At 36.4% G+C, this 13,255-nt stretch carries 11 protein-coding genes; 10 read left to right on the forward strand and 1 reads right to left on the reverse strand.

What is annotated here, in order from left to right:
- Nucleotides 1-221: 221 nt before the first annotated feature.
- A complete protein-coding gene (locus SH601_RS00415; protein WP_319956238.1) occupies nt 222-1,811 on the reverse strand; it encodes a catalase in 1,590 nt (529 codons plus the stop codon).
- Between the two features lie 107 nt (nt 1,812-1,918).
- Between SH601_RS00415 and SH601_RS00420 the strand changes: the two genes are divergently transcribed.
- From SH601_RS00420 to SH601_RS00465, 10 genes are all read left to right on the forward strand, one after another.
- Nucleotides 1,919-2,872 (forward strand): alpha/beta hydrolase, encoded by a 954-nt coding sequence (locus tag SH601_RS00420; protein ID WP_319956239.1) that lies wholly within the window; start codon nt 1,919-1,921, stop codon nt 2,870-2,872.
- 150 nt (nt 2,873-3,022) lie between these two features.
- Entirely contained in the window at nt 3,023-3,724 is a 702-nt protein-coding gene (locus SH601_RS00425; RefSeq protein WP_319956240.1) for an aspartate/glutamate racemase family protein, read from the forward strand.
- Nucleotides 3,725-3,732: 8 nt separating this feature from the next.
- Nucleotides 3,733-4,698 (forward strand): HD domain-containing protein, encoded by a 966-nt coding sequence (locus SH601_RS00430; RefSeq protein WP_319956241.1) that lies wholly within the window; start codon nt 3,733-3,735, stop codon nt 4,696-4,698.
- Between the two features lie 172 nt (nt 4,699-4,870).
- Entirely contained in the window at nt 4,871-5,599 is a 729-nt protein-coding gene (locus SH601_RS00435) for an ABC transporter ATP-binding protein (RefSeq protein ID WP_319956242.1), read from the forward strand.
- Entirely contained in the window at nt 5,596-6,423 is an 828-nt protein-coding gene (locus tag SH601_RS00440; protein ID WP_319956243.1) for an ABC transporter permease, read from the forward strand. The genes SH601_RS00435 and SH601_RS00440 overlap by 4 nt, the downstream gene beginning before the upstream one ends.
- A gap of 13 nt (nt 6,424-6,436) precedes the next feature.
- Nucleotides 6,437-7,201, forward strand: coding sequence for an ABC transporter permease (locus SH601_RS00445; RefSeq protein ID WP_319956244.1), 765 nt, complete (start codon nt 6,437-6,439; stop codon nt 7,199-7,201).
- A gap of 3 nt (nt 7,202-7,204) precedes the next feature.
- On the forward strand, nt 7,205-7,885 hold the full coding sequence (locus tag SH601_RS00450) for a response regulator transcription factor (protein WP_319956245.1): 681 nt from the start codon (nt 7,205-7,207) through the stop codon (nt 7,883-7,885).
- Nucleotides 7,873-9,324, forward strand: a complete 1,452-nt coding sequence (locus SH601_RS00455; RefSeq protein WP_319956246.1) for a sensor histidine kinase — start codon at nt 7,873-7,875, stop codon at nt 9,322-9,324. The genes SH601_RS00450 and SH601_RS00455 overlap by 13 nt, the downstream gene beginning before the upstream one ends.
- A 249-nt stretch (nt 9,325-9,573) precedes the next feature.
- Nucleotides 9,574-11,325 carry an ABC transporter ATP-binding protein gene (locus SH601_RS00460; RefSeq protein ID WP_319956247.1) on the forward strand — a complete coding sequence of 584 codons (1,752 nt, stop codon included), beginning with the start codon at nt 9,574-9,576 and terminating at the stop codon, nt 11,323-11,325.
- Nucleotides 11,318-13,105, forward strand: a complete 1,788-nt coding sequence (locus SH601_RS00465; RefSeq protein WP_319956248.1) for an ABC transporter ATP-binding protein — start codon at nt 11,318-11,320, stop codon at nt 13,103-13,105. Before SH601_RS00460 ends, SH601_RS00465 begins: the two co-directional genes overlap by 8 nt.
- The last annotated feature ends 150 nt before the right edge of the window (nt 13,106-13,255 follow it).

The following is a 13,255-nucleotide window of genomic DNA, read 5'->3' on the forward strand; positions in this document are numbered from 1 at the left end:
AGTAAGTAGTATTTGTCTAGTTCTGAGCGCCCAGGAACTAGGCGACTTCACGAATCGCCCTACGATAAAGAAGACTTGCCGATTGGCGAAATCAGAGGCTTAGTCGTACTTATACCTTTAGGTGAAAGTCATCATCGGTTCGCCAACTCAACGTGATTCCTTTATCTCAGTTGATTCTGAATTCGCTACGTTTCTTATCGGGCGCTTTGCGCTTTTCTTGCTTAATATGGATCAGATGGATGGCCCATTTTGTCTGCTGCTTGTGCGGCATCTTCCATCATTTCTTTATTGCTTTCCATCGACATTTTCAAGCCTTCTTCAACGCGCTTGCCATAGTCGCTATCACATTGGTGAAAATGCTCTACCATTTGCTCTTGAATTTCTTTGCGACAACCTGATAAAGCAGAGACTAAGTTTTTTATGAGCTCATCTTTTTCCCAATCACTTAATCGACGGTAAGTTTCACCAGCTTGACCGTAATTATTTGGACGTGAAATAGCTTTTCGCTGTAATTTTCCTTCTATATATGGTTCATGTTCAGTACCAGGATTTTTATCTTCCTTTAAACCGCCAGTAATCGATGGTTCATAGTCAACGTGTGGATTTTTAAACTCTCCGTAATCTTGACGAAAGTCCATTTGTCCACCAGTTTGATTTGTTGCAACTCGGTGGTTAGGTCGATTAATTGGTAATTGTAAATAATTTGCCCCAACACGATAACGCTGTGTATCAGAATAAGAATAGGTTCTACCTTGTAACAATTTATCATCGGAGAAGTCTAATCCATCAACTAATACGCCAGTTCCAAAAGCGGCTTGCTCTACTTCAGCATGGAAGTTTTCAGGATTGCGATTTAGCACCATTTTCCCAACTTTGTGCCATGGATAATCCTCTTTGTACCAAAGTTTTGTGGCATCTAAAGGATCATAATCTAATTCAGGATGTTCTCCATCCTCCATAATTTGCACATAGAGCTCCCATTCTGGATAATCCCCGTCTTCAATTGCTTCATAAAGGTCCTGTGTAGCATGATTAAAGTTTTTTCCTTGAATTTTTGTTGCCTCATCTTGTGTTAAGTTTTTTATTCCTTGCACAGGTTCCCAATGATATTTAACGAGTACTGCTTTTCCTTCTTCATTAACCCATTTGTACGTGTGGACACCTGATCCTTGCATATGACGATAAGTAGCAGGAATTCCCCAAGGAGAAAATACGAATGTCACCATATGTAATGCTTCAGGTGATTGACTAACAAAATCAAACATGCGCTCAAGATCTTGATAATTCGTCACAGGATCAGGACGGAAAGCATGGATCATATCTGGAAACTTTAATGGATCGCGAATAAAGAATATTTTTAAGTTATTTCCAACAAGATCCCAGTTCCCATCTTCCGTATAAAACTTCACGGCAAATCCACGTGGATCACGTAATGTCTCTGGGGAGTGTTTTCCATGTACAACAGTTGAAAAGCGGACGAAAACCGGTGTTTGTGCTTCTGTGTTCGTAAAAACTTTTGCACGCGTATACTTGGAAATTGGTTCTCCATTTACCGTACCGTATGATTGAAAATAACCGTGTGCGCCGGCTCCGCGAGCATGTACAATTCGTTCCGGAATCTTTTCTCGATCAAAGTGGCTAATTTTTTCTAAAAAATCATAGTTCTCCAATGTTGTTGGACCACGATCGCCAACTGTTCGAACATTTTGATTATCTGTAACCGGGTGACCTTGTTGATTCGTCATTTTTTCTTTGCCATGATTCGCTTTGTTCTTATTATCCATTATCCAACCTCCTACTAAATTGGTCATCTCCATTATTCCCTAACGAATACTTGATATACGGAAATGACCAAAGAAAAATGATATAATTGACTCATATTGAATTAGGAAAAGCAGTAAAAGGAGTAATAGAGAAAATGAAAGTAACTATCATAATGATTGTCGTTGTTTTAATTTTAGGGGGCGCTTATTTTGGAGTAGGTAACTATTTTTATAACTTCGCATTGAATGCAAAGCAAGAAAAGAGTTTTATTGCAGACAATCCACATCTAGAAAAAAGTGAAGCGGTGATGGCTGATATTGCGCAACAAGAAAAAAATAGTGATAACGAATTCCGCGAACATGTTTCATCATCTGATGTATGGATGACATCTACCGATCAATTACAATTACATGCTAATGTTTATGAACAGGCCGAACAAGAAGAAAAGTGGGCGATTGTTGTCCATGGTTATGGTGGACAAGCATCAGAAATGGTCCGTTGGATTCGTGGCTTCTATGAGAAGGGATATAATGTACTTGCACCAGACCTTCGAGGACATGGAGAGAGTGAAGGGAATTACATAGGAATGGGCTGGGATGATCGTTTAGACGTACTAGCTTGGATAGATGAAATCACAGAGAAAAATCCGCATGCAGAAATCGCGCTATTCGGTATTTCAATGGGAGCTGCGACTGTGATGATGACTTCAGGGGAAGAATTACCTGATAATGTGAAAGTTATTGTGGAGGATTGTGGATATAGTTCTGTTGATGCTATATTTACCTATCAATTAGCCGATCTATTCAATTTACCCAAATTCCCAGTGCTTAATGCAGCAAATGCGGTGACAAAGTTGCGTGCTGGATTCGATTTGAACAAAGCATCTGCTGTTAATCAAGTAAAGAAAAATAACGTTCCGATGCTATTTATTCATGGAGAAGATGATAGTTTCGTGCCGTTTGAGATGTTAGATACGGTGTATAATGCGGCAGATGTAGACAAAGAAAAATTAATTATTCCTGGCGCTGGACATGGTGAAGCAGTCCAAGTTGATCCAAACTTATATTGGTCAACCGTCTGGGGATTTGTTGATAGATATATAGGTTAAGAAGCTGGAGGAAAGGAAGCATAGCAATGAGAATTGATGTATAACAGCAGTAGCGTTTTAGTGATGGTGCATGGGCAACAGCAGTTAATGAACAGATTTTTCTTCACATTTTAAAGCGATTCAAAAACTTACTTTGAGGGGAACAAATATATGAAAACAATAGGGTTAATTGGTGGAATGAGCTGGGAGTCGACGGTCGAATACTATCGAATCATGAATGAAGAAGTGAAAAATCATTTAGGAGGCTTACACTCTGCAAAATGTTTATTGTATAGCGTCAATTTTGAAGAGATTGAACGTTATCAATCAGAGGGAGATTGGGATAGTGCTGGAAAACAGTTAGCCGAAGTTGCCTCCTCATTAGAAAGGGCTGGAGCTGATTTTCTTGTTCTTTGCACAAATACGATGCACAAAGTCATCACATATATTGAAGAAAAAGTAAATATCCCTGTTTTACATATTGGTGATGCAACAGCAGCTAAAATCAATGGATCAAATATACAAAAAATCGGTTTGCTAGGCACGAAATATACAATGGAACAAGACTTTTATAAAGCGAGATTAGAAGCAAATGGCTTACAAGTAATGGTCCCGAATGAAACGGAGAGGGAACAAATCAATAGTATTATTTTTGAAGAGCTGTGCCTTGGGAAAATCAATAGTACCTCGAAAGAATACTATCAACAAGTGATAAAAAAACTAGTTGATGATGGGGCTGAGGGGATTATTTTAGGCTGTACAGAAATCGGTTTATTAATCAAGCCAGCAGATGCAGATGTCCCACTATTTGATACAGCTCTTATTCATGCACAAGCAGCAGTGAGTCAAGCTTTGATAAACGATAAAGGGTAGGTGATAACATGAATCAGAAACTAGCTTTATCTGAACCATTATATCCATCTGTTCAACCATTTGCATGGGAGATAGAATTGTTTAGCAGTAAACCTCTTCGAAGGCTAAAACAACTAGCACATTTTGGTGGTGGTTCATTCGTTTCGCCGGTTGTACATAGTCGCTTTGAGCATACAGTAGGTGTATGGAAATTGACCGCATTATTTTTCCCGGAAGATGTTGAATTGCGAGTTGCTGCATTACTTCATGATGTTGGTCACTTACCATTTTCACATGCAGTAGAAGATACGCTAGGTTTTAATCACCATCAATTAACAGAACAGTATATATTAGAAGACGAAATATCTACTATTTTAGCGAAAGCTAATATCAAACCTAAACAAATTATTAAACTATTAAATGAACCTACAAGTATAACGGGGAAAGATACTATTTTAGGAATCGACCATTTGGATAGTTTTTTAAGAGATACATATATGTCTGGTAATATAGAATTCCTTCCTGCCGAAGTTCTTGCGAAACTCACATGTGGACCAGCTGGAATTGAGACAGATAGAGAGACAGGTAATTATTTAATGAAGTTAATCAAGGATGACCATCGTCTTTTTTTATCGCCTTTTATGGTTGCGGTTGATCGTTTACTAGCAGAAGCGATTAAAGAGCATTGGCAAACAAATGCAATGAATAAATCAGATTTTGCTCGGCTTATTGACGCGGATGTCATCTGGATGTTACAGCATTCATCATCTAGTAAAGCAAAAGAACTAATAAACACCATTCTGTATCAACCTGAAAGAATTAGCGTGCAGGAAGCTAATCACGGAAAGGGTTATCCAATTAATATCAGAAAAATATATAGCAAAGTTCCGCTTTGTGATGGGAAACCATTAACGGAACAAAGCAATGAGGCTAGAAAAATCTTAGAAGAAATGGCTAGTCTAGCATTTGATTTAGAAGTAGTTGTTGAACATTAAGGTTACCTAACATTAATGAGCTGAGGCTATCTTGAAACAATACCTTATGTGGAGAATGGATTCATCCGTTACTCTTCATAAGGTATTTTCTTTTTAGTAAAAAATGTTTCAACGATGCACTTTATAAATTCTTTATAATTGTCTCCTACAATAGTTACGAGGAGGGATTAAAATGGAAAAACATATTTTATCAGTAAAAGGAGTTTCAAAAAAAGTAAGAGGTCGTCATTTAATAGATTCGGTGAGTTTTGATGTAGAGAAAGGAGCGATTTGTGGTTTGTTAGGTCCGAATGGTGCCGGTAAAACGACGCTAATTCGTCTATTAACAGGACTTATTCGACCGACACAAGGGGATATTTACATCGATGGAAATAGTATGAAAACAAATCGAAAAGAAGTGATGTTGCATACAGGAGCGATAGTAGAATCACCTATCTTCTTTCCATATATGTCAGGGAGGGAGAATTTGAGAAATTTAGTACGCCTACATCCCAACCTGTCTAATGAAGAACAAAAGCAAAGGATTGAAGAGGTGTTGCACATTGTCAGTCTTGAAAATCGAGCAGATGATAAAGTGAAAACATATTCATTAGGGATGAAACAACGGTTAGGAATAGCGCAAGCATTATTAGGAAAACCGTCTTTTTTGATCCTTGATGAACCAGTAAACGGATTAGATCCTATGGGGATTAGAGATTTAAGGGAGCTTATTCGCACGCTCAATCAGCAATATGGCATTACTATATTAGTTTCAAGTCATTTACTAGATGAATTGCAGAAAATTTGTAATAAAATTGTTGTTATTCGTGATGGTAAACTGCTTTGGACTGGTAGCAAAGACCAACTAGCAAGAGAAGATCAAAGCTTGGAGGAAGCTTTTTTGGAGCTGGTATCACAATGAAGCAGCTGTTACTAAGTGAATGGATTAGATTATGGAAACGCAAAACAACATGGATCGCATTTTTAAGTATTCCGCTTATCTTAATTGCAGCTGCCAAGTACCTAGTTTCCCAAAATAATGTAGTTTCTACAAAGTTACCACAGTATACCGTAGCATGGAACTTTCCTGTAATGGGACTTGCGGAAATGCTCATTACAGTTTTTCAAGGGATCATTATCCTGATTGTTGTGTTTAGTGTAACAGAAGAAATAAGAACAGGGCAAATTCGAATGGTATTGTTACGGTCTTATTCCTATACAGAAATCCTATTTGCTAAGTATATAGTTATCATTGGTGTTATATTATTATTTTTTACGGTTTACTTTATTGGAAGTCATATAGTAGGCATTATTTTCTTTCCAATGGTTGATAAGTTCTCGTTATTTTATCATCAAGAGTTAGCTACACCAATAGTAGGCCTTATGTATAATGTAAGATTTTATGGAATAGCATGTTTAACTGCAATAGCTATCATCTCCGTTATGTTTTTTATCGCTGTTGTATGTCGAACTACAACAGCGGCTATTGGAGTTAGTATTGGATTTATAATATTTACGTTAGGATACCCTACAATGCTTTCTTATTTTCATGAATTATTTGGGAATGAGCTATTTGTCAAGTTATACTTTACCTCTATTACGATGATTCAGTTTGAAGGTATTACTAGAATACTAGGAGAAAGCGGTAATGAAGCAGGCTGGAATTATAGTGTGATAGCTATATACATTTCGTTATTTACTGTCTCTACATTTATTGCAATGAATAAGAAAGATTATTTTATATAGGTGGTGGGAAAAGGTGAAAAATATTTGGATAAGTGAGCTTGAACGAGTATTTAAAAGAAAGAAAACGATTGTTGGTATTATCATCTATCTTTTGTTAGTTGGATTCCAATGTTTGTTTCTGTGGAGTTTTGGTGTTGGCTTCTATAATGCAGAAGAGGCGGTATATCTAAATAACCTGAATGCAGCACCGTTCTTTTTGAGAGAGCTTGGGATTTTTCTCATTTTTATTTTAATACCGATGTTTGTGGTAGATAGTTTTAATGGGGAATGTTCATCTGGAGCATATCAATTAATCTTAACACGGCCGCAAGATCGCGCGAAATTATTTATAGTAAAATGGGCAGTTCAAGCAGTCATTATTTTAGCTTTATTAGCAGTAACATGGGTGGTCACAACGTTATTTGGGAATCTATTATTTCCTACCGTTACAGAGACACCTTTCTATCAAATAGAAGGTTTGCAGGTGCTTCAGGCATATGGGTATAGTCTCTTGTTTTACGTAATTGCAGCGTTAGTACTTTTGTCTGTTATTGCATTGGGCGGTGTAATTAGTACCATCATGCCGAATACGATCATATCCTATTTAGCTATTATTGGAATGCTAGTTGGGGCTATCTATTTGTCAGATCACTTTATTTTTTATTTTTCATTGTCTGATTCTATTTTTGACGTACTAGGTGGAGAAAATCATTCATTGCTTATATTAGTGTTCCTTATTATGGTAATTAGCTTTATAATAAACATAACTGTTTGGAAAAAGCGTGATTGGATGGGATAAGAAATGAATGAAAAGATATTGGTAGTGGATGATGAGAAAGATATTGTCTCATTTATGCAAGATTCTTTAGCTGATGAAGGATATCTTGTGTATTGTGCATATAGTAGTACAGAAGCATTGCGAGCATTATCCTGTCATCCAGATTTAATCATTCTTGATGTAATGATGCCGGAAATGGATGGCTTTGAACTGTGTGATCATATTAGAAAAAGCGTTTCTGCTCCTATTATTTTTGTTAGTGCTAAAAAGACGGAACAAGATAGAATAAAAGGCTTAATGGTCGGTGGAGATGACTACATAGAAAAGCCTTTTAGCATGAAGGAATTAAAAATAAGGATCTATGCTCATTTAAGAAGGGAACAGCGGATGCATGGCAAAACACAGCGTCGCTTATTTCAAAAAAATCTTGTTATCGATATGGAAGCATATGAGCTGTACTGTAATGATGTGCAAATTCCCTTCACATATCGTGAATTTGAGATCGTGCAATATTTTGTTTTGCATCCCAATCAGGTGTTATCAAGAGAACAGATTTATGAACAAGTATGGGGTATAGACGCTATGGGCGACTCTACAACGGTTACAGAACATATTAAAAAAATCAGATCTAAGTTGCAGCAATTTGACCCTGATACTACCTACATTTCAACCGTTTGGGGAGTAGGATACAAATGGGAAAGCTAAGCCGGTTTAGAAAGCGGACGTTACGTGGTCAGCTTATTTCCTATTTTCATCTTACTCTTTTATTAAGTATCCTTGCAACGTTGATTACGTGGGGAATAGCATTTGTGGCCTTTTTATGGTTAATTAATACTGATAAAATAAATCCTGCTAATTATTATGAGGAGATGATTCCAGAATTAGCAGCATGGATACAAGAAAAAGGAGATGTACTTTCTGAAGAACATAAAGTTGACTTAGATGATATGATTCCTCTTGATGGTCTAGATTATCAAATAGTTAATTTAGACGGAGAGGTTGTATATGGTAGTATGGCAGAGCAATATATCTCGACTACTGAACGGTTAGAGAATCAAATAAATACGAATATATACGATAAACAGGGCATTATATATTATTATCCTATTTATAATGATGAGCAGGTGATGAACGGTGCGGTAGGCTTTCGCTATCAAGTTAAATTACAATCTAGTAATCCTAAAATGACTCTATTAATAGCGATATTTGGCGGACTTATGTTTTTATCACCGTTTGGCTATTTTTATCTTTTTTCTTATTTGTTTGGAAAACGTTTTAGCAAGAATATTGAAAAGCCATTCAACGATATTATTGAAGGTGCTCACAGGATCCAGCATAATGATTTGGATTTCTCCTTGTCACATATCGACAGTACGGTAGAGTTAAATCACTTAGTAGATGCCTTTGAGAAAATGAAGGAAGCGCTAAAAGCATCTTTGTATAAGCAATGGGATTTAGAACAGGAACGTAAGGATATGATAGCAGCGATTGCCCATGATTTAAAAACTCCTTTGACGATTATTCTCGGTCATGTTGAGGGATTGCTTGAATCGAGACAAACGAACCCTGAACGTATGGAACGATATTTAAAAACGATCCAAGCAAGTGCTGAACGCTCTATTCAATTAATGAAAGACTTGAATGAAGTCTCCACAATTGAACAAGTGGATTTCCGATTAGAATTTACTTCTGTCAACATAAAAGAGTGGCTGGAGTCAAAAGCGACAGAATACATGCTGTTATGTGAAGAGAAGCAAATTACTTTCCAATATAATATAAAAAATTTGGAAAAAGAAACCGTCTTGATCGATCTATTTCGTATTAATCAAGTATTAGATAATGTGTTGATAAACAGCCTGCGATTTACACCGAAGCAAGGAAAAATCAATTGGCAGATTAATATAACAAAAGAGGATATTGTTTTTGAAGTATTAGATAATGGTCCTGGATTCGCCGATAATAACACAACAAGAATCTTTGAAAAATTTTATCAAGAGGATCCATCAAGAAGTAAAAGTGATCATTCTGGATTAGGCTTGTTTATTGCGAAGACGATCGTTGAAAAACATGGAGGGTATATCATTGCAAGCAATCGACCAGAAGGTGGAGCATATATAAAAATAGAAATAAAAAATATAGAATGATAAGAAGGAAATCTAAGTAATAGTACTCACGTAAATCGGTTAATAAAAGAGTTCTATACTTAGGTTTTTTATTTAAAAAGAAAGCATCATTCGTAGTAACGTGATAAGTATAAAAAATTGACAAATAAAATGTATCAGATAAAATATATCTTATACGATATATCGGATTCGATGTATTATAACGAGATTGCTAAATAGGCGGAAAATACTTCTAATATAATTAGATATAGATGGAGAGGGAAGTAGGGAATGCTAAAAATACTTAAATATTTTCAGAAAAAAGAATGGCTATTAGTTGCTTGTGGTTTGCTGTTTATTGTGATTCAAGTATGGTTTGATTTGAAAATACCTGATTTTATGCATGATATCACCACCCTCGTACAGACAGATGGAAGTGAGATTAGTGAAGTATTAAAACAAGGTTCCTTCATGGTATTAAGTGCTATTGGCAGTATGATTTCTGCTATGCTTGTTGCGTTCTTTGCAGCTAGATTAGCAGCCGGTTTCTCTAAACGGTTGCGCGGAAAAGTATTTGATAAAACATTATCATTTAATATGGAAGAGATTAGTGGTTTTTCAACGGCAAGTCTTATCACCCGTTCTACGAATGATATTATCCAAATTCAAATGTTACTTATTTTAGGGTTGGAAATTGTGCTGAAGGCACCGATATTAGCTATTTGGGCAGTCTTTAAAATCATGGGGAAAAGCTGGGAGTGGACGTTTACCACAGGTGTTGCAGTTGTAATATTGCTTGTTTTAATTGCGATTGTTATTTCCATCACACTTCCTAAGTTTAGAATTATTCAACGTTTAACAGATAATTTAAATCTTGTAACGAGAGAGAATTTATCTGGGATTAGAGTTGTACGTGCCTATAATGCGACAGGTCATCATGAACAGAAGTTTGAAAAGGCAAATGATGATTTAACGAGAACAAACCTCTTTACATCGAGAACAATGGCTATTTTAATGCCAGCCATTTCACTTATTATGTCAGGAATGACTCTAGCAATCTATTGGATAGGTGCTTTCTTAATTAATGATAGTGTACAAGAAGCGCGTTTACCATTGTTTTCTGATATGGTTGTATTTTCTTCCTATGCAATGCAAGTCATCATGGCATTTATGATGATTTCTGTTGTCTTTATTATGCTTCCACGTGCGCTCGTTTCAGCGAGAAGGGTAAATGAAGTATTGGATACAGAGGTGAAGATAACAGATGGTAATGGGCAAGAATCCAATGTCACTGGTAAAGTAGAATTTCGTCATGTCAGCTTTAAATACCCTGGTGCAGATGAATACTTTTTGAAAGATATTAACTTCACTGCTACTAAAGGAGAAACGGTTGCCATTATTGGCGCGACAGGTAGTGGGAAAAGCACACTATTTAATCTAATTCCACGTTTTATGGAAGCAACAGAAGGTGAAGTGCTAATAGATGGTATCAATGTTCGTAACTATAATTTAGCTACTTTACGAGATAAGCTTGGCTATGTGTCACAAAAACCTGTGATGTTTAAAGGTACCGTTGCTTCTAATGTTCAATTTGGTGCGCAAGAAGAAGCGTTAGATAAAGAGGTGGAGCGAGCCGTTTCGATTGCGCAAGGTACAGAATTTGTTGAAAAGATGGAAGAAACGTATCAATCAGATGTTGCGCAGAGTGGTACGAATCTTTCTGGAGGACAGAAGCAACGATTATCGATTGCTCGTGCGATTTACAAAAATCCAGAAATTTATTTATTTGATGATTCTTTTTCAGCGTTAGATTATCGAACAGATCGAATGCTTCGCTCAGAACTGAAAAAGCAAATTAAAGATGCAACGACCTTAATTGTTGCACAGCGAATTGGTACGATTATTGATGCAGACCGAATTATCGTGCTTGATAAAGGGGAAGTTGTTGGTATCGGTACACATGCTGAATTAATGAATGACTGCGAAGTATATCAGGAAATCGCTTATTCTCAGTTATCGAAGGAGGAATTAAGTAATGGCTAAACAAACAGATAAACAGCTAGCACCAGAACGTCCAGCGACAGATTTTAGTAGCTTAAAAGATTTGCTTGCTTTCTGTAAGCCATACTATCCATTGATTATTATTTCATTGGTGCTTGCGATGGCTGGAGCGATATTTAGTATTGTGGCACCTGATTTACTTAGTCAAATGACCGATTTAATTACAGAAGGATTAATGGCAAGCATTAATCTTGATGCAGTAGTAAGAATTGGCTTGCTCCTTGTATTGCTATATGGATTAAGTTTCCTTTTTAACTTTGTCGAAGGCTTTATCATGGCAACTGTCACACAACGAGTTTCGAAAAAGTTAAGAAAAGATATCTCGAAGAAAATCAATCGATTACCACTAAGATACTTTGATTCAACGACAACAGGAGATGTATTAAGTCGTGTGACGAATGATGTCGATATACTTGGTCAAACATTGAATCAAAGTTTAAGTACGTTAGTGACAGCTGTGACGATGTTTATCGGTTCGTTAATTATGATGTTTTATACGAATTGGGTTATGGCGCTTTCTGCTATTTTATCAACGTTTATCGGTTTTGGTTTAATGACTTTCATTATTTCCAAATCACAAGGTTATTTTGCTGAACAACAGCGCTCACTTGGGCAATTGAATGGTCATATTGAAGAGATATACACAGGTCACGATGTGGTTAAAGCATATAACGGTGAGCAAATTGCTAAAAAAGATTTTGATGAAATTAATACAAGGTTATATGATAGTGCATGGAAATCACAATTTATCTCTGGGCTAATGATGCCACTTATGATGTTTATTGGTAACTTTGGTTATGTCGTTGTCTGTCTTGTCGGTGCTGTTCTGACGATGAATGGTTCGATTTCCTTCGGTGTTATTGTTGCCTTTATGTTATATGTTCGTCTATTTACCCAACCATTACAGCAGATGGCACAGGCGGCAACAAGTTTACAATCAACAGCAGCGGCTAGTGGCCGGGTATTTGAATTTTTAACCGAAGACGAACTAGAAGCTGAAGACGATAAATTAATCAATATGGACCAGGTAAAAGGGAAAGTAGACTTCCAACATGTTGCGTTTGGTTATACAGAAGAAAAAACCATCATAAAAGATTTTAATATATCGATAGAAGCTGGGCAAAAGGTGGCAATTGTTGGACCAACTGGAGCTGGTAAAACAACCTTAATAAACTTGCTTATGCGATTTTATGAAGTGAGTAGTGGAGCCATTTTGATCGATGATGTACCAATAAGAAAATTAACGAGAGAACAAGTTCATGACCTTTTTTCCATGGTCCTGCAAGATACGTGGTTATTTGAAGGAACTGTGCGTGATAATATTGTTTATACGCAAGAAGGGGTTACAGATGAGCGAGTAAAAGAAGTGTGTCAGGCAGTCGGTTTACATCATTTTATTGAAGCAATGCCTGAAGGATATGATACGGTACTTGATGATACGGTGACCCTTTCAACAGGACAAAAACAATTAATGACAATTGCGCGAGCGATGATTAAAATTGCCCCATTAGTTATTTTGGATGAAGCAACAAGCTCTGTTGATACTAGAACAGAAGTATTGATCCAACAAGCAATGGATAAATTGACGGAAAATAAAACATCCTTTGTTATTGCACATCGATTATCAACGATTAAAAATGCAGACCTAATTCTCGTTATGAAGGATGGAGATGTTATGGAAACGGGGACACACCAAGAATTGCTAGACAAACAAGGCTTCTATGCAGATTTGTATAATAGTCAATTTGAAGACGTTTCTTAAGTAAGACGTGTCGATCTAAAATGATGTAGTATGAGGTGAAATTATTGTCTAATAGTAAAGAGCTTTTTTATGAACAATTAACAAAACTAGTGAAGATGTTACGTACTCAAGGTGTAGATATATCGATTTGTAGAAAACCTAACATCAATA

Origin of the sequence: Gracilibacillus pellucidus, assembly GCF_033949965.1 — a bacterium.
GTDB lineage: Bacteria > Bacillota > Bacilli > Bacillales > Amphibacillaceae > Gracilibacillus > Gracilibacillus pellucidus.

Coding starts and splice junctions, on each gene's coding strand:
- SH601_RS00415 (WP_319956238.1), bottom strand. CDS start 1,811: ATGACCAATTTAGTAGGAGGTTGGATAATGGATAATAAGAACAAAGCG.
- SH601_RS00420 (WP_319956239.1), top strand. CDS start 1,919: ATGAAAGTAACTATCATAATGATTGTCGTTGTTTTAATTTTAGGGGGC.
- SH601_RS00425 (WP_319956240.1), top strand. CDS start 3,023: ATGAAAACAATAGGGTTAATTGGTGGAATGAGCTGGGAGTCGACGGTC.
- SH601_RS00430 (WP_319956241.1), top strand. CDS start 3,733: ATGAATCAGAAACTAGCTTTATCTGAACCATTATATCCATCTGTTCAA.
- SH601_RS00435 (WP_319956242.1), top strand. CDS start 4,871: ATGGAAAAACATATTTTATCAGTAAAAGGAGTTTCAAAAAAAGTAAGA.
- SH601_RS00440 (WP_319956243.1), top strand. CDS start 5,596: ATGAAGCAGCTGTTACTAAGTGAATGGATTAGATTATGGAAACGCAAA.
- SH601_RS00450 (WP_319956245.1), top strand. CDS start 7,205: ATGAATGAAAAGATATTGGTAGTGGATGATGAGAAAGATATTGTCTCA.
- SH601_RS00455 (WP_319956246.1), top strand. CDS start 7,873: ATGGGAAAGCTAAGCCGGTTTAGAAAGCGGACGTTACGTGGTCAGCTT.
- SH601_RS00460 (WP_319956247.1), top strand. CDS start 9,574: ATGCTAAAAATACTTAAATATTTTCAGAAAAAAGAATGGCTATTAGTT.
- SH601_RS00465 (WP_319956248.1), top strand. CDS start 11,318: ATGGCTAAACAAACAGATAAACAGCTAGCACCAGAACGTCCAGCGACA.